Origin of the sequence: Archangium violaceum (genome assembly GCF_016859125.1) — a bacterium.
GTDB classification, from domain to species: Bacteria; Myxococcota; Myxococcia; order Myxococcales; family Myxococcaceae; genus Archangium; species Archangium violaceum_A.
Genome location: NZ_CP069338.1, coordinates 5,657,295 through 5,674,830 on the forward strand (window position 1 = coordinate 5,657,295; position 17,536 = coordinate 5,674,830).

12 protein-coding genes are annotated in these 17,536 nt (G+C 68.6%); 8 read left to right on the forward strand and 4 right to left on the reverse strand.

The features are described 5' to 3' along the window. Nucleotides 1–7: 7 nt before the first annotated feature. A complete protein-coding gene (locus tag JQX13_RS24305; RefSeq protein WP_203411300.1) occupies nucleotides 8–292 on the reverse strand; it encodes a hypothetical protein in 285 nt (94 codons plus the stop codon). Between the two features lie 191 nt (nucleotides 293–483). Here JQX13_RS24305 and JQX13_RS24310 point away from each other — a divergent pair, with 191 nt between their 5' ends. After that, nucleotides 484–1,800, forward strand: coding sequence for an adenylate/guanylate cyclase domain-containing protein (locus JQX13_RS24310; RefSeq protein WP_239015102.1), 1,317 nt, complete (start codon nucleotides 484–486; stop codon nucleotides 1,798–1,800). 27 nt (nucleotides 1,801–1,827) lie between these two features. Here JQX13_RS24310 and JQX13_RS24315 read toward each other — a convergent pair whose 3' ends face one another. Both JQX13_RS24315 and prmA read right to left on the reverse strand, forming a co-directional pair. Beyond that, nucleotides 1,828–2,316 carry a DUF962 domain-containing protein gene (locus tag JQX13_RS24315; RefSeq protein WP_203411302.1) on the reverse strand — a complete coding sequence of 163 codons (489 nt, stop codon included), beginning with the start codon at nucleotides 2,314–2,316 and terminating at the stop codon, nucleotides 1,828–1,830. A 94-nt stretch (nucleotides 2,317–2,410) separates the two neighbouring features. Then, nucleotides 2,411–3,283 carry a 50S ribosomal protein L11 methyltransferase gene (prmA, locus tag JQX13_RS24320; RefSeq protein ID WP_203411303.1) on the reverse strand — a complete coding sequence of 291 codons (873 nt, stop codon included), beginning with the start codon at nucleotides 3,281–3,283 and terminating at the stop codon, nucleotides 2,411–2,413. A gap of 262 nt (nucleotides 3,284–3,545) precedes the next feature. Between prmA and JQX13_RS24325 the strand changes: the two genes are divergently transcribed. From JQX13_RS24325 to JQX13_RS24345, 5 genes are read left to right on the forward strand one after another with little or no spacing between them, the layout of a single operon-like run. Further along, a complete protein-coding gene (locus tag JQX13_RS24325) occupies nucleotides 3,546–4,328 on the forward strand; it encodes a pilus assembly FimT family protein (RefSeq protein ID WP_203411304.1) in 783 nt (260 codons plus the stop codon). A gap of 11 nt (nucleotides 4,329–4,339) precedes the next feature. Continuing rightward, nucleotides 4,340–4,897 (forward strand): type IV pilus modification PilV family protein, encoded by a 558-nt coding sequence (locus JQX13_RS24330; RefSeq protein ID WP_203411305.1) that lies wholly within the window; start codon nucleotides 4,340–4,342, stop codon nucleotides 4,895–4,897. Beyond that, the gene (locus JQX13_RS24335; RefSeq protein ID WP_203411306.1) at nucleotides 4,897–6,051 is read left to right on the forward strand and encodes a prepilin-type N-terminal cleavage/methylation domain-containing protein; all 1,155 of its coding nucleotides are present in this window, start codon (nucleotides 4,897–4,899) and stop codon (nucleotides 6,049–6,051) included. Before JQX13_RS24330 ends, JQX13_RS24335 begins: the two co-directional genes overlap by 1 nt. A gap of 11 nt (nucleotides 6,052–6,062) precedes the next feature. Then, on the forward strand, nucleotides 6,063–6,566 hold the full coding sequence (locus JQX13_RS24340) for a hypothetical protein (protein ID WP_203411307.1): 504 nt from the start codon (nucleotides 6,063–6,065) through the stop codon (nucleotides 6,564–6,566). A 9-nt stretch (nucleotides 6,567–6,575) separates the two neighbouring features. Then, nucleotides 6,576–11,741, forward strand: a complete 5,166-nt coding sequence (locus tag JQX13_RS24345) for a hypothetical protein (RefSeq protein WP_203411308.1) — start codon at nucleotides 6,576–6,578, stop codon at nucleotides 11,739–11,741. 93 nt (nucleotides 11,742–11,834) lie between these two features. Here JQX13_RS24345 and JQX13_RS24350 read toward each other — a convergent pair whose 3' ends face one another. Beyond that, a complete protein-coding gene (locus JQX13_RS24350) occupies nucleotides 11,835–14,438 on the reverse strand; it encodes a M16 family metallopeptidase (protein ID WP_203411309.1) in 2,604 nt (867 codons plus the stop codon). 192 nt (nucleotides 14,439–14,630) lie between these two features. On the opposite strand from JQX13_RS24350, the gene JQX13_RS24355 reads away from it, so the two are divergent. Continuing rightward, entirely contained in the window at nucleotides 14,631–16,295 is a 1,665-nt protein-coding gene (locus JQX13_RS24355; RefSeq protein WP_203411310.1) for a hypothetical protein, read from the forward strand. Nucleotides 16,296–16,301: 6 nt separating this feature from the next. Further along, complete coding sequence (gene hemW, locus JQX13_RS24360; RefSeq protein WP_203411311.1) at nucleotides 16,302–17,525, forward strand: radical SAM family heme chaperone HemW; 1,224 nt, start codon at nucleotides 16,302–16,304, stop codon at nucleotides 17,523–17,525. The last annotated feature ends 11 nt before the right edge of the window (nucleotides 17,526–17,536 follow it).

Here is a 17,536-nt window from a genome sequence, read left to right on the forward strand (position 1 = left end):
CGCGAGTTCAAGGCGCCTCGTCGCTCCCTGTCCCGGCGTCCGCTGGGCCGCTCGCCGCCTCGGCGGACGAGCCTTCGGGCGTGTTGGTGGGATCGCCTCCGTAACCGGCCTTGCGGCCCGTGATGGTGTCGTCGTCCGCGTTGCCGGGGAAGAGGCCCTCTCGCTGCTCGGAGAAGGTGCGCCGCTCGTCGGGGACGCCGCGTCCGGACGTGTCGGTGAGGCCGCGCGACTGTTTGACGGCATCCGCGTAGCCCGTGCCGGGTGTCGTGGTCTTGCTGAACTTGCCTGCCATGGTGGGCTCCTGACTGGTGGATGTTCGACATCCGTCAATCTCGGGCGGCCGGGGTCCCTCGCCAACCCGTCCAGCCTCCCCTGGGGGAGGGGAGGCGGGCGGGCGGGCCATCGGGAGCGAGGCAAAGGGGCAGGACACCTGCTATGCGCAGCGCGACATGGCCTCTTTTATGCGTGGGGAGGGAGCCCGTCGTGGCGCGTCGCCCGAGTGACAGTACGGTGGCTCGGTTCGAGGTGGCCCGGGCGAACCAGGAGCAGGTGTTGGCGGAGAGCGCGCAGCGCGGGGAGCGCGTGGTGTCGCTGGTGCGACTGGCGCTGGTGGTCCTGGTCATGCTGAGCCAGGGCGTTGTCGCGCGGATGTCGGGCGAGCTGCTGCCGAAGGATCCACTCCGGCTGGTGGGCTCGCTGCTCTACACGGGCCTCGCCATCGTCATCACGCTGAACCTCTACACGCAGAAGCCCAACCGGCGCCAGGCGATGTGGAGACCGGTGGCCGTCACGGTGATGGACTGTGGCTTCTTCGGCTTCCTGGCGTGGAGGGTCGTCTCCGTGACGGGGGAGTTCCGTCCGCAGATGCTGGCGGCGGGCTGCGCGGTGGTGATTGCCTTCTCGGTGGCGCGCTACAGCTGGCTGCACGTGTTGATGTCCACGGTGATGGCCTCGGCGACGTACGTGCTGGAGAACTGGTGGGTGGGAGGGTTCTCCTTCGCGCAGGTGAGCTTCGTGCTCGGCTGCTACATCACGCTCGGGCTGCTCATCGGGTGGGCGAACACGGCGGTGAGCAGCATGTTCCTGGGGCTGCGGCGGCGCGACAACCTCTCGCGCTTCCTGCCGCGACAGGTGGTGGAGCGGGTGCTGCATCACGGGGACGAGGCGCTGGCGCCGGTGCAGCGCGAGGTGACCATCCTCTTCAGCGACATCCGGGACTTCACCTCGCTGAGCGAGTCACTGCCGCCCCGGGCGGTGCTGGAGTTGCTGGACGACTACTTCGGGCACATGGGGCAGATCGTCATGGGGCACGGGGGCATCGTGAACAAGTTCCTGGGGGACGGGATGCTGGCGTGCTGGGGCGTGCCGGACGGGGATGCGAATCACGCGGTGCACGCGATGCAGGCGGCGCTCGACATGCGCAAGAAGCTGGAGGAGCTCAACGCGTGGAGGGAGCAGCGAGGGGAGCCGCCCCTGCGCATTGGCGTCGGGCTGCACACGGGGGTGGTGGCGGCGGGGATGCTGGGCGGGGCGGAGCAGCACGAGTACACCGTCATCGGTGACGCGGTGAACCTGGCCTCGCGGGTGGAGGGACTGACGAAGGTCCTGGGGGTGGACATCCTGGTGAGCGAGAGCACCTGGAGGGCGGGCGGAGGCCGGTTCCACGGCGAGCGCATCTCCGAGGAGCGGGTGAAGGGGCGCCGGGAGGCGGTGGTGGTGTACTCGCTGAAGGGCCGCGCGTCGTCGGAGCAGGAGCTCATGCCCCCTCCGCGTCCTGCGCGGCTCGCCAGCTCTCTCTGAGCCTCCAACTCCTCTTCCCCCGGACGGCTAGCTGGCGGTCTCGGGGGTGCCCCGGGTCTGGGCGCCGAGCTTGTAGTCGCCCGTGAGGAGGGCGACGAAGAAGAGGGGGCCGACGAGGGCGTGGATGAGGTTGGTGAAGAAGGAGGGGGACTTCTTCTCCCAGACGGCGTGGCCGGCGAGCTGGACGAGCCAGCCGAAGACGGCGATGCCGACGACGGTCCAGACGGGGAGGAGCCGGCCCAGGGGGATGCAGAGGGCCATGGCCACGGAGACGATGAGTCCCAGCTTCGCGTCGGCGCGCAGGTACCAGATGGACGCGAGGATCCAGGACACGAAGGCCAGCGTGAGCGAGCCACCGGGCAGCCAGGGCACGGACGCCAGCCGCACCCAGTCCAGCATCGCGACGATGTGCAGGACGATGAGGGGAATGGCGATCTTGTGGGTGAGGCGATTGGTGGGGTGTTGGTGGGAGGAGATGTACTCGTCGAACAGGGCCTGGGTATGGGGCTTGAGCATGCGGCGACTCTACCCCTCCCGGGAGTGAACGGTAGTCAACCCAGGGTGCACACGGGTGACTACCGAACTCATTCAGGCGGACCGCCGCGGCGCGTTACCTGGCGCGGTGGAAGTCCAGCCGCACCCACTCGCCCTGTTGGGCGCCCGGTTCTGGCACCAGGCCGAGGTTCACATACGCGGCCTCCACCTCCGCCTTCTGGTGCGCGAGCACGCCCGCCATCAGCAGCTTGTCCTTCACCTTGGGGGCGATGAGCGGCGCCAGCTCGATGAGTGTGTTGGCCAGGATGTTGGCCACCACCAGGTCGAAGGTGCCCTCCACCGCCGTCAGCTCCTTGCCGGACAGCTCCACGTCCGGAGTCCCGTTGTCCTGGGCGTTCTCCCTCGCCAGCTCCACCGACACCGGATCGTTGTCCGTGCCCACCACCCGGCCGGCGCCCAGCTTCTTCGCGGCGATGGCCAGCACGCCCGTACCCGTGCCCACATCCAGCACGCTCGCTCCCGGGTGGGTGCTCATGTAGTCGTCCACCGCACCCAGACACAGGGAGGTGGTGGGGTGGTCACCTGTGCCGAAGGCCATCTTCGGTTCGATGACGAGGCGCACCTTGTCCGCCGGCGCGTTCTGCGCTTCCCAGGGGGGACCCACCCACAGTCGTCCTACCTGCACCGACTTGATGTGGGCCTTCCAGGCGTTGCTCCAGTCCTGCTGTTGCTCCTCGGCAATCCGCAGACGCGCCGAGGGATGGGCCTCGGCGAGCATCGCGCGGGCCTGCTCGGCCGTCTCCGCGTCCTCGAAGTAGGCCACGAGGATGGCCTCTCCCACCGAGGGGGCTCGCACTCCTGGCATGGTGGGCGTTTCCCGGTCTCGCACTTCCAGTCCCATGGCCCCCGCCTCGTGCAGCAGGTCCTGGGCGGCTTCCGACTCCGCCTCCGGCAGATCCACTGTGAGTGTCTGATACGTCCCCGTCATGTCGCCCTTCTCGCGTTTCGCGTTGCTCTCTGGAAGATGCCGGGATGGCTGCAGCCGGGAAAGAAATTTTCCCGGCGCGAGGCCCGCCGCGTCGCCCGCTCGTCGTGTGTTCGAGGATGCGATGATCCTTCGTCGGAATTTGCGGTAAGCTGGCCCGCAGAGGACCAATTAGCAGGCCGTTGAAGCTCAGCTCTTACTTTTGTGCGCCCGTGTCAGGTTGGAGTGTGGCTCTGCTCGGGGGGCGCCGACGATGGACTCCCTTATGAAGCGAACTCGCCGCAACAGTGGCTTCTCCCTGGTCGAGATGTCGACCGTCGTCGGCATCATCGCGATCCTCGCCGTGCTCGCGTTCGCCGCGCTGGACGTGCTGCCCCAGCGCACACGGCTGACGGGTGGAGCGCTCGAGTTCGCCGCGGCGATCTCCAGCGCGCGTTCCCACGCGTATGGCCGCAACCACCGCGTGGTGCTGCTGCTCAACGCGGACACGCCCAACCTGGGCAACCCCATCCAGTACTGGGTGGTGGTGGATCCCTGGTCGAACATGACCGCGACGCTCAGGGCCAATCCCGGCTGGAGGACCCTGAGCGATCTGATTCCGGTGGCGCCCGCTCCCGCGGGCTCGGAGTACCCGCTGTTCGACTCGGGGCACTTCAACCCCTCGGTGCGGCTGTACGACAGGGGCTTCGTGGACGCGGTGGGCCGGGTGGCGCACAAGGGATGCACCGCCGATCTCAAGAGCAAGGTCGGGCTCGCCAGGGGTCCCACGGATGGCACCAGCACCTTCCCGCCGCCCTTCTGCTTCGTCCCCAACGACACCCCGTGCACCTTCTGCACCAATGACGGCGCTGCCGACGAGCCCCGGCGGGGTGCCATCATCTTCGAGCCGGACGGCACCGTGAGCTTCACCGACGCACTGGGCAACCCGTCCCCGGACGGGTCTGCCTCCATCTCCTTCCGCCCAATGGGTGGTGGCGGTTCGGACAGTGTCCAGGCCGTCGTCATCACCAACACCGGTATCGTCCGGACCTTCTCGGCGCATCGCTAGAGGTGATTCCCATGCTGAGACGAGCCTCTCCCCGCCAGGACCACGGTTTCACGACGATCGAGTCGCTCATCGCCGCGGTCGTATTCCTCCTGGGTCTCGCCGGGCTGCTCGGCGCGCTCGTGCAGGCGCGCGGCGCCACCGCTCAGGCACGTCGGCTCATGCAGGCCACCGACGTCGCCAACGATCTGGCCGAGCAGATCCAACTCTGGAGCTTCGACGACCCGCGGCTCATCCCCTCCGACCCCCTGTGCGCGGATGATCCGCTGGACAAGGATGGCAAGCTGCTCAAGCCGGGCACGGGCGACTACAACGCCTACAAGGCGTGCATGCACGACGAGATGATGCTCACGTTCGAGGACGCCAAGTTCGGCGGGATACAGGAGCCCGTTTTCAGGAACGAGGAGAAGGATCCGTCCAAGAACAGAACCGAATACGAGCGCTTCTACATCGTCCGCCGCGTGGACGAGCGGATGCTGCAGATCTGGGTGAAGGTGCTCTACTTGGATGCGGGCGAGCCCCGCGTCGTGACCACGCAGGCCATGCGTACCAGGGTAGGAGGGATGTTGTGATGCGGCGCCAGCGAGGATTCACGCTCATCGAGCTGATGGTGAGCTCCGCGGTGACCTTCATCACGGTGCTCGCGGTATCCGCGGCCTTCCTGGGCTACACCCAGTCCTTCTACACGCAGGCGGGCATCCGGGGTGGGCAGGCGTCGCTGAGGCAGACGCACCTGATGGTGGTGCGCAACCTGCGCATGGCGGGTTATGGCATCGAGCCGTCCCTGGCCTTCGGCTTCCCAGCGGACTGGTCCCGAGAGTCCCCCACGGCCATCAACAGGTCGGATCGGCTCGTCTTCCGGATGCGCAACCCGGCGTTCAATGCCCGCGTCGAGAGCGTCGCTGAGGACTCCGTTACCCTCGTCGATGGGTTGACCGAGCGGCTGCGCCGGGGGCAGATCGTCCAGTTGATGTGCCCGGGTGCGATCTCCTGGACCTACGCGCGGCTGCGCGAGGACGCCCCGAAGGGGGCGAAGTCGTTGTCGCTGCAGCCCAAGACGGGCACCTTCCCCAACCTCAACGAGGTCCACAACTGCTTCTCCAACTCGGGAGCTCTGGCGGTCTACGTGTTCAAGATCGACGTCTACGACTACTCCATCCAGCTCATCGACGAGGATGGAGATCCCGCCTCGCCAGGCCGGCCCTACCTGTTCCGGCGGCATGGGCTCGGTGATGGCCCCGAAGATTCGTTCGGCGAGCCGGTGGCCGAGGACATCGAGGCGTTGCGCGTCACCTTCGTGAAGGCGGATGGCAGCACCTTCATCCCCGACCCGAATGAAGCTGCGCCCGACTATGGGATGGATGTGGGTGATCCGCGCCTCACGAACAACCACCCCGGCAACATTCGTGCTGTCGTGGTGGGCCTGGTGGCGCGCAGCACCACCCGCGATTCGGGCGCGGGCCCCGAGGTGATGAACCAGATTCCCGCGTTCGGCAGGAAGGCGGACGGCACCCCGGAGGAGGCGCTCAGTGTGGATCCGACCACCGGAAAGCCGGTGCCCTACGGTTTCCGGCGCATCGTCTCGGAGATGTCCGTCCAGGTCCGTAACATGCTGTCCACGGAGATGCCCGTCCCGCTCTACTATGAGCCGGACGGGGTGACGCCGGACGCCTGCAGGGGCGAGCTTCCCGGCGAAGCCAACTCCTTCAACTGTGCCGGTGGCTAGGAGGATTGCCCATGAAGAAACACCCCGACAGACGCGGTTCCGTGCTGTTGCTGGTGGTGGTGCTGCTGGCCGTCATCAGTCTGTTGGCCGCCGCCGCCGTGGCCTTTTCCCACAGTGAGCTGGGGGCGGCCAGGAACGAGCGCAGTGGTGACGAGTTGCTCGCGTGCGCTGACGCGGGTCGTCAATACATGCTCTCGCGCTTCCAGGGCGTCACCGCCAGCGTCGAGCCGGTGAACAAGGACTTGAACTCGGCGGGTGTCGTCGACTGTCCCGAGAGCGGCGAGGTCCCCCACGACGCCCGGTGTGTACGCAGCGGCCACATCGGTCAGGTGAAGGTGGGTGGCATGATCCAGGTCAAGCAGAAGGCGGGTGGTAACCGCAATAACCTGCGGGATCTGTCCAATATCGTCGGTGATAGTGCGTTGGGCGGAACGCCGTATAAAGTGACGGTCCACTGTATGGACGAAAACGGTCGTGGCACCGAAGTGGAATTCGTGGTGCGTTTCGGTGTCTAGGAGCCTTTCATGATGCGCATCAACTTCGACACCATGCGAAACGCCCTGCGGAGGCCCTTTGTCCGCAGGGTGAGCATGGCTGCGGGAGTGGTGGCGGCGGGGGCCGTGGGTCTGTTGGCCGTGGAGAGTCGCTCGGGTGCTGTTCCCAAGCCCGACAAGGCCATGTGCTGCACGAGCGCCGTGGCCATTGGCGACGCGATGATCAGCCCCGCGGTCGGCGGCGACAAGGACTTCTTCGAGGTCCCCGCCAGCCCTCCGAGCGCCATGTTCCTGCTGGGCAACAACGAGTCCATGCAGGACTTCCCCGAGTTCCTGCCCGAGGCCTTCACGCCCGGCTACGAGCCCCCGGCCACGTCCACCACCAAGCCCGGTGACCGCGGAGGTACGGGCTCGGCGGGACACGCCCTCAACACGGGCTGCGATGACCCGGCGCTGGTCGCCGCGATGAGCTGGTTCGACAAGGACAGCGCGGATCCGGGGAAGAACGGCTCCGTCGTCTACGACAGCGACGCCGATCTGGCCTCGCCGTTCTTCGATCCGAACAGGTTCTACAACGTGCGCGGTCGGCGCATTAACTTCGTCGTGGAGGAATCTCCGGCTACGCTCTACCCCGACTTCGAGTCGATGGATAGCACCGGGGACGCGCTCACCGCCTGCTACTCGGGCTTGGGCTGGGATTTCGCGGACTATCCCTACTCCCCGGAAGCGCAGCTCGTCACCGACTGCAGGCGGTGCCTGACGACCAAGGGCTGGTGGCGTGGTCCGATCGTGACCGACGCGCTGAAGCCCAGTCAGGGTCCCCCGCGGGATTTCGACGAGCCGCCGCTCCCTCCCGAGGCCTTCCGCAAGTGGGTTGTCACCGGCCGCGTGCTCAACGTACGTCCGCCCAAGTTCGTGGTGGCGCGCAAGGTGCTCAAGGACGTCATCAACATGGCGCCCAACGTGCGCATGGGCGTGGCCACCTTCGGCAAGGACCATGGTTGGTTCGATCCGCCGGAGATTCTCGCGGGTCTGCGTCCGACCTGCGACAAGTCCTTTCCCACCATCAACGAGACGGCGCTCGATCGGCCCCTGCTGATGAAGGCCGTCAACAAGACGGAGTTCCGCAACAACGAGCGCTCCATCGGTGAGGCCCTGTTCGGTCTGGGCGGCTACTTCTCCTCTCAAATCTCGGACAAGAAGTGGGAGAACTGGTTCAAGCAGCCCCTCAGCCCCGGTTACTTCGGTTGGCCGGGCTGCTGCAACGGAGGCACCTACGACAACCCGTACACGGGTCAGCCGGGCGCTACCTACGCTGCGGGCGCCGATGAGTGGGTCAAGGCGCCCTACGTGGATTCCGCCACGGGGTACTACCGGCCGGGCCAGCCCTGGGAGATCGATCCCCGCAACGAGCTGCCGTCTCCCGACAAGCGCACCGTCTGCTTCGGCTGCCAGGTCAACTCGGTCATCGTGCTGACGGACGGCGCGCCCAAGTACGACAACTCGGTGCCCATCACCAAGATGATGGAGCTGCTCGTCGCCAAGGGGGTCCGGCACCCGGCCCCGGACGCGTCGTTGGTCAGATTCGATCCGGTGGACCCCGAGACCAACCCGGACGTGGGTGGTGTCAACTACTGCGATCAGTTCGAGAAGTCCCCGGGCGTCAAGTACACCAAGGAGGACTGCGACTACACCGACTGGAACTGGCCGACCGGTCTGGGCGTGGGCAACAAGAACTTCATGGATGACGTGGCCTTCTTCCTGGCCAACATGGACCTGCGCGACGACATGCCGGGCATGCAGTCCGTGCGCACGTACACCATTGGCTATGGCGACAACAGCGCCATGCTCCAGAGCATCGCGAAGGCCGGCAAGGGCAACTTCTACCGCGCCAACAACGCCACCGAGCTGCGTGAGGCCATCATCGATGCCCTTGGCGACCTGAAGGAACTGTCCACCTCGTTCGCCGCGGCCAACATCTCCGGCGTGCAGGCGGGCGGGGTTCAATCGTCCGTGTACGTGCCGCGCTTCATCCCGCGCCGGGGCCGTCCGTACGAGGGCCACCTCTACCGCTTCTTCTACTACAGCGAGTTCGCCCAGGGCTGTAAGCCGGGTGCGGAGGGAGACCTCAACGAGGACGGCGACTGCGACGACTCCTTCTACGTGGACAAGCCGACGGGCTTCTCGGGCGCACCGGGCTCCGTGCCGGAGATCACCAGCTTCACGAAGGACAACATCGTCCAGGAGAACACCGAGGGCATCTGGGTCAAGGCGAACACGGCCAGTCCCGTGGAGGGCGGCAAGCTTGAGGGTGGCACCCCGGCGAGGCCCTTCTGGGACCTGGGCGAGACGATTGGCAAGCGCAAGGCCGCGCTGAAGTGCGACCCCAGCAACCCCCTCAAGGAGGACGGCGGTCGCTGCATCTTCACCCTGATCGACAGGGACAACGACGGCAAGTACACTGCGGAGGACAACCCGCCCGTCGAGTTCCACGAGGACAACTTCTCCCTGCTCAAGAGCTACGTGCTGGCGGGGGGTGACTCCTTCTGCGGCACGCTCTTCTCCAAGCAGAAGAAGGCGTGGGCGGGCACCCCCGAGCAGCAGGACGACTGCGCCCTCCAGCTCATCCGCTTCGTGCGCGGCATGGACGTCTTCGACTACGACGGTGACTCCATCCTGGACGAGGAACGGCCCTGCGCGGACAACGACAAGCCGGAGACCGCCACGTCCTGCAAGCTCGCGGACATCTTCCACTCCACGCCGGTGGTGGTGGATCCGCCCGTCGAGCCCTTCGTCTGCGACAACGCCCTGGCCGGCCAGTGCGTGTCCACCCTCTACAACCGGGTGGGCTTCGTCGAGGTCCCCAAGCCCACGCCGATGGAACCGATCCCGAACTACTACAGCGGAAACTTCGGCGCCTATACCGAGTACATGTCGTCGGCGGCGGGCACGCGTGACCGCATCCTCCTGGTGGGCTCCAACGGTGGCATGGTTCACGCCGTCCACGCGGGCTCGGTGATCTCGGGCGCCTCCAAGGAGAACAAGTTCGACGACATCTACGACGTGGGCACGGGCCAGGAGCTATGGGCCTTCATCCCGCCGGACCTGATGCCCAAGCTGGGTCTGATGGTGAGCGGCCACGAGTACTTCGTGGATGGCACGGCCATGGTGCGTGACATCTGGGCGGATGGTGCTCCCTCGGGTTCCCTGCTGGCGCCCGGGCGGGACGGCAAAAAGCAGTCGCAGGAGTTCCGCTCCATCGCCGTCATCACCGAGCGTGGCGGCGGCCAGCGCTTCCTGGCGCTGGACGTGACGGATCCCTACCTGATGCTCAAGGCGGTTCAGAGCCCGGACAACAAGAGCCTGCGGCCGTTCCGTTGGATGTTCCCCAATGCGTGCGACAAGGAGTCGATCAGCATGGGGCAGTCCTGGTCCAACTTCTCGCCCAGGCCGCCGCCCATCGGGCCGGTGCGTCTCAAGGCCGACGGGGGTTCCTCGGCCAAGGACTCCGAGCGCGGTTGGGAGGAGCGCTGGGTCGTCGCCCTCAATGGCGGCTACAGCCCGGACCTGACGCGTGGCCGCGGCGTGTACCTGGTGGATGCCTGGTCGGGCCAGAAGCTGTGGGCCGCGGAGGCCCAGCCCGGCATCAAGACGTCCGCCTACGAGCAGGTGCTCAACCAGATGATGCCCGTGGTGGCCTCACCGGCCATGGTGGACATCGGCAAGGGCGATAGCGTGCAGATCGACGTGGACGGCTTCTTCGACACGCTCATCGTCGGCGACATGGGCGGCCAGATGTGGACGTTCCGTCTCTACGAGCCGGGCGTGCGCGACGCCACCACGGGAGAGGTGACCAACTGGTTCGGTGCGCGCTCGTTGGAGATGGCGCGTGAGGATGGGCACGAGAACGGGCCGTATAGTGCCTACAAGAAGGCGCCCTTCTTCCAGGTGGCCTCCACCATCCTGCAGCCGGAGACGGGCTGGTTGCGTGCCTTCGCGGGCACCGGCGACCGGCAGCACCTGCGCACCACGCCGGGCACGGACTGCAGCGCGGACGACCTGCTGGCGTGCCTCCGGTTGAAGTGCAACGTGGAAGCGACGTTCGTCGGAGAGCTCAACGGTCAGAAGCGCACCAGCACCATCAAGTACCTGGGTGGCGTGCTGCAGAGCAACGCGGACAGCTGGCTCAGTACCCCGGGCTCGGCGTGCTCCAGCAACACGCGGATGGAACTGAGCAAGCTCACCATCAGCTGCCCCGACTCGGCGTACGGCTCCGCCGTGTACCCGCCGACCCTGCCGTCGGATGGCAAGCCCAGGGAGTTCTCGACCATGTCGTATTGCTCGCCCTCGGGCTCCACGTTCTCGTGTGACCACCTCAATCTCAACACGGCCGAGCACAGCGACCTGAAGTTGAGCGATGCCGAGAAGTCGGAGGTCGCGCTGCATCGCTACTTCGGCTTCCAGGCGTACGGCAGCGGTGGTCGTACCTTCAATGACGCCGACGGCGCGGTGAAGTTCGACGGGATGCGCCTGACGGACACCGCGGGCTTCAAGTGCGTCGACGGCAGCTCGTGCTCGCTGGTGGACGTGACCATTCCGAGCTCGCTCTACGAGCGCCTGCCCGCGGATGAGTCGGGGGTGGAGCAGCGCTACATCACCGCCGCCAAGCTGAACACGGTCCCGAGCGCGAGCACGAACTCTCCCGGTTGGTTCATCCGCTACGACAACAGCCTGTTGGAGCGGACGGCGGAAGGTTCGACCATTCTGGCGGGCGTCGTCTTCTGGCCCACCTTCGCTCCGTCCTCGGGCGTGGGGGCCGCGGCCTGCTCGTTGTCGGGTCTGGGTGACCTGTCCTACTCGTGGCAGGCGGACGTCATCACGGGCCATCCGAACCAGGCCGCGAGCTTCCAGGTGTACACGACCGATCCCGCCACCGGTAAGCGCACCCTATCGGGCTTCATGTCCTCGAAGGCTCGCCCGACGAACGGTCCTCCGGGCTCGGGTATGCCGGTCGTCACGCTGTCGAAGGATGGGTCCAAGCGCTACGAGGTGGCGATGTCCAGCCCGGGCTCGGCTCCCATCACCGAGGCACTGAAGACCCAGAGGAACGCGGCTCCGGACATCTACTGGATGGAGGTGCCGCGCAACCTGCATGAGTGCCGCCACGAGAACGCCGAGGCCTGCGCGCAGCCGTGAGCCGGGTGTCCCGGTGAGCCGGGCCTCCTCCGAGGCCCGGTGACCTCATCCCCTCTCCCCACCTGGGAGAGGGGATTTTGTTTTGCGGGGGGCTCAGGGGCCGACGACGGCGAGCGCGCTGCGCTCGAAGTCGATGAGCTGGCGGGCCACGGTACGCACGTCCTCGGCCGTCACCGCCGCCACGCGCTCCGCGTAGTGGAAGAAGTTCTCCAGGCCCAGGTGGTAGCACGCGTCCAGCGCGAGCAGCGCGGCACGCGAGCCGTTGCGCTGCAGGCCAATCTCATGGGTGCCGATGAGGTGCTGCTTCGCGCGGGAGAGCTCGGCCTCGGGGATGGGCTCGTCGCGCACGCGGGTGAGCTCCGCGCGGATGCCGGCGAGCGCGGCCTCCAGCTTCTCGGGGCTGGTGCCCATGTAGACGGCGAAGTAGCCCGGGTCCACTCCCTCCATGGAGAAGCTGCTGACGCTGTAGGCCATGGAGCGCTTGTCGCGCAGCTCCACGAAGAGTCGCCCGCCCTGGCCGCTGAGCAGCGTGGAGAGCACCTCCAGCGCGTGCCGCCGGCTGTCGTTCACCCGCACGCCCGGGAAGCCCAGGACGAGGTGGGCCTGTGCGCGCGCCAGGACTCGCTTGTCCGAGCGTGGGCCCTCGAGCGGCGGCTCTGGCTTCACCTCGGGCGGAGGGGCCGCGTGGCCGCGGGAGGTCCCGAAGGCCTCGTGCGCGAGGGCGAGGACCTCGTCCACCTTCACATCCCCCACCACGCTCAGGACGAGCTGGGATGGATCCATGTGCGCGGCGTGGTAGGCGCGCAGCGCGTCCGGCCCCAGCCTCTCCACCGAGGACTGCTCGCCCAGCGTGGACAGCCGGTAGGGGTGCGTGCGGAAGAGGGTGCGGCCGAAGAGATCGAACGCCACGCCGCTGGGCTTGTCCTCGCGGGTGAGGATGTCCTGCAGCAGCAGGGCGCGCTCCCGGGCCACCTCGGCCTCGGGGAAACGGGGGTGGAGGAGGCAGTCCGCGAAGAGCCGGAAGGCGGGCTGGAAGTGGCGCGAGAGGAACTCGCCGCGCAGGCCCACCGAGTTGCGTCCGCCCTGTCCCATGAGCGAGCCGGCGAAGCTGTCGATGAGGTGGGAGATCTCCTCCGCGTCGTGCGACGGCGTGCCGCGGGTGAGGCAGCGGCCGAGCAGCGTGGTGAGGCCGTTGTTCTCCGCCGTCTCGTAGCGCAGGCCGCCGGGGAAGGCGGCGCGCATGGCGAAGAGCGGCACGGCGGGCTCCTCGCGCACGAGGATGCGCGCGCCCGAGGGCAACCGCTCCTCCACCACCCGGCCCGGAGAGGTGGCCGTGGCGCGGCCCACCTTCAGCGCCGGCCCGGTGGGCGCGGCCCGGGGGGCGCGGCGCTCGACGGGGGCGCCAGGGACCTCGCGGGACACCCGGTCCAGAATCTCCTCGGCCTGCTCCGCGCCGAAGGGGGTGCCCGGAGGCAGCAGCCCGGTGATGACGGTGCGCTCGAAGCGCAGGTAGCGCTCGGCCACCTCGAGGATGCGCTCGGGAGTGAGGCGCGCGATGGCCTCGTAGTAGCGCGCCTCCGCCTCCAGGTCTCCCATGGAGGACTGGTAGTGGCCCAGCTTGCGCGCCAGGCCCTGCATCGTCTCGCGCTGGTAGATGGCCTCGGCTTCGATGAGGGCCTTCACCGTGGCGAGCTCGTCCGCGGGCACCAGGCCCGTGCGCAGCGCGGCCAGCACCCGCACCGTCTCCTCGAGCGCCTGGGGCAGCTTCGCGGGAGGCAGGGTGAAGCTGGCGGTGAAGAGGCCCGGATCCCTCGGCGTGTAGGCGTACGCGTGGATGTCGTTGACGAGGCTGCGCTTGCGCTTCACCTCCAGCACCAGCCGGGACGTCTCGCCCTGGCCGGCGAGCATGGCCAGCGCGTCCAGGGCGGGCACGTCCGGGTGGTCCGCCTGGGGGATGGGGAAGGCGAGGTTGAAGTAGGCCTCCTTCACCTCGTCGGGGCGCAGCAACACGCGGCGGCGGGTGAGCTCGGGCTCGCGCGCGCGGGCCACGGCGCCCTCGTAGGGCCGGCCCCAGTCTCCGCCGAAGATCTCCTCCACCCACCGGCGCAGCTCCGCCTCGGTGAAGTCACCCACGGCCGAGAGCACCAGGTTTTTCGGCGTGTAGTGCCGCCGGTAGAACTCGAGCACCTTGTCCCGGTCGAAGCTGCGCACGCTCTCCGCGGTGCCGATGACGGGGGCGCGGTAGGGGTGCACCTGGTAGGCGGTGGAGAAGAGGTCGCGCGAGGCCCGCCGGGCCGGGGTGTCCTGGCTGCGTTTGATCTCCTCGCACACCACTTCGATTTCGCGCGCCAGCTCGTCCGTGTCGAAGGCGGAGGAGCGGATGGCGTCGCCGAGGATGTCCAACCCCATGCGGGCGAACTGGCTGGCGATGACGATGTGGTAGACCGTCTGGTCGAAGGACGTCCAGGCATTGATTTCACCGCCATGGGCCTCCACGTCGCGGGCGATCTCCCCGGGGCCACGCCGGGCCGTGCCCTTGAAGAGCATATGCTCGTGCAGGTGCGCGAGTCCGGCCTGATCAGGACGCTCGTCGGCGCTGCCGGCCTTGACCCACACCTGGAAGGCGGCCACCCGGGCGGAATGCAGCTCCTCGAAGACGACGGTGAGTCCGTTGGGAAGTGTGTAGCGCTGAGCCATGGAACGTCTGAACCTGTCACCGCCTGTGTGGGGAGGCAAGGCAAGCCGGCGGCCTTTCCGCCCAGTCCCTAACGCCCCGATGGGCCCGCCGCGACCTTGTTGTGGGCCTGGAGACCAGGCGGGAGGTCGGGACGCGCACGGAGTGCGGACGTCTGTGGAGAAGAGGCGGTCCGGGCGTTAACGTGGGCGCGCATGGGGTCGTCGCCAGAGGAGAGGGATACACTCACGGAGCTGCGGACCGGGTTGGAGGAGGACGCGCGTCCCGCGGCCCTGCCCGGACCCCCGCCGCTACCGCCACGCCGGGCGGCGCCCGCCCCGGACTCGGGCAGGGGGTCATCCGCCACGCCGGCCGCCTTCCGGCCCGCCATGTCGCTGCCCTCCGTGCAGGCCTCGTCCCGGGCCTCGGAGGCCGTGACGGCCCCGGTGCGTCCCGTGGGGGCGGCGGATCCCTTCGCCGAACCCCCCGAGCCGCGCATGCCGCTGGGGGGCTCCCCGGAGGAGAAGCTCGAGCACTTCCGCTCGGTGCTGAAGCAGAAGACGGAGACGTTGAGCCGCGCGAGGGCGCTGTATTCCGAGCGTGAGTCCGAGCTCCAGGAGCTGCGCGTCTCCGAGGCCACGCTGCGCAGACAATTGGCGGAGGCGCAGGAGCAGCTCGGAGCGCTGAAGGACCTGCCCGCGAAGCTGGAGCAGGCCTCCCTGACGCTGTCTCGCGAGACGGCGCGCACGGCGGCGGCCGAGGCGAAGGTGACGGAGCTGCAGGGCGAGCTGCAGACGGCGGAGGAGGACCGCAAGGACCTCTCGCGCGCGCTGGCCGAGGTGGAGGCGGAGCTGTCGCGCGTCACCGGGGAGCTGAAGCACGAGCGGAGCTCGCGCGGCGCCCTGGCCGAGGAGCTCGTCGGGGCGAAGGAGGCCCTGTCGTTGGCGCAGGACCGGGTGGCGGAGCTGGCGGCCGAGCGCGCCGAGATGCAGGGGGCGCTGGAGGCCGTCCGGGAGCAGTATCAGGCCAACCTGGTCGAGCTGGAGGACACGGGCGAGCAGCTGCGGGCCGCCGAGCGGGAGCGGGAGCTCGTGGCGGCGGAGCGGGCGGGGCTGTCGGCGCGGGTGACGCAGCTGGAGGCGATGCTCGCGGAATCCGAGGGGTCGAGCAGCTCGCTGGAGGAGGCGCGGGCGCGCACCCGTGAGCTGGAGGCCGAGCTCGAGACGGCGCGTGCCGAGGTGGCGGAGTTCGAGTCGTTGAAGGAGTCGCTGGCGGCGAGCGAGGCCGAGGTGGTGCGGCTGCGCGATCGGATGGAGGCGGACGCGGCGGCGCTGAGCGAGGCGGCGGAGCAGGCCGAGGCGCAGGTGGCGGAGCTGCAGGCCGAGCTGCGGACGGTGGAGTCGGATCGGCGGGATCTCTCGCGAGCACTGGCCGATGTGGAAGCGGAGCTGGGGCGGGTGCGGGAGCAGGTGGCGCAGCGGGAGGTGGAGGGCGAGGCGGAGGAGCTCGAGGTGGAGGAGCTGGACGCCGAGCGCCGCGCGCGGGAGGCCGAGGAGCAGGTGGAGCGGCTGCGCCAGCGGGTGACGATGCTGGAGGGCGCGCTGGACGCCTCGCGCAACAAGGACCAGGCCCGGGTGGCGGAGTTGGAGGCGGAGCTGGCGGAGGAGCGGGAGCGGCGTGCTGAGCTGGAAGCATCGACCCCGGAGGAGTCTGGGGCGTCCGCCGAGCTGCTCGCCGAGCGCGACCAGCTCAAGGAGGACGTGGCGACGATGAAGCGCAAGTTGATGGCGGCGGAGACGGCGCTGGAGGCCGCGGCCAGCTACAAGATGAAGGTGAGCCGGTTGGAGGCGCAACTCGCGCAGCTCCGGGGAGGAAAGTAGCGCGGGATGGACTTCGCGGGCCCCATCGACCCTCTCACGGGAACTCCGGCGGCGCGGTTCGGACTGTACGTGCACTTCCCGTACTGCCTGGCCAAATGCCCCTACTGCGACTTCGCGGTGGCGGTGGTGCGCCAGGTGCCGGAGGAGCGCTACGCGCGCGCGGTGCTGGCGGAGCTGGACGCGCGGCTGGCGGCGGAGCCCTCGCTGCGCGAACGGCCCCTGGAGTCCATCTTCCTCGGTGGCGGCACGCCCTCCATCTGGCACCCGCGCTGGGTGGCGCACGTCCTGGAGGGCGTGGCGGCGCGGCTGAAGGTGGCGCCGGGCGCGGAGGTCTCCCTGGAAGCCAACCCGAGCGTCGCGGACGCCGAGCGCTTCGCGGGCTACCGGGCCGCGGGCGTCAACCGGCTGTCGCTGGGCGTGCAGTCCTTCCACGAGGAGACGCTGAGGGCGCTGGGGCGCGAGCACACCGGCCAGGAGGCGGTGGCGGGGTTCGAGATGGCGCGGCGGGCGGGCTTCGACGTGGTGTCCATGGACTTCATCTACGGCGTGCATGGACAGACGCGGGCGCAGGCGGAGGCGGATGCGCGCCAGGCCGCGGCGCTGCAGCCCGAGCACCTGTCCACCTACGCGCTGACGGTGGAGCGGGAGGTGCTGGCGGTGGCCACGCCGCTGTCCCGGCAGCTCGACAAGGGCGAGCTGGCGCTGCCTCCGGACGAGGAGGTGGTGGAGATGGCACAGGCCATTCGCGAGGCCTACGAGGCGCACGGGCTGCGCCGCTATGAGATCTCCAACCACGCGAGGCCGGGGTTCAGCTCACGGCACAACGCGCTCTACTGGACGGGGGGCGAGTACCTCGCGCTGGGAGTGGGGGCCACGGGGATGCTGCTCACGTCCGGGCCGGACGAGCGGCCCTCGGGTTACCGCTACGTGAACCTGCGCGGCTCGGATGCGTACATGCGGGTGGCGGAGGAGGGCAGCCTGCCGGAGTCCAGCCGCGAGGAGCTGGGGCCCCAGGAGCTCTTCGAGGAGCGCCTGGCCATGGGGCTGCGACTTCGCTCCGGGGTGGACTGGGAGGCGGTGTGCGCGCGCTACGGCGAGAACCCGGAGCCGCGCCGCGCGGAGATCTCCCGGCTGGTCCAGCACGGCCTCGCGAGGCTCGAGGGCCGGAGGCTCGTGCTCACCGACGCGGGCGCGGACGTGCACAGCGCCATCAGCGCGCGGCTCCTTTGAACCGCGCCCGG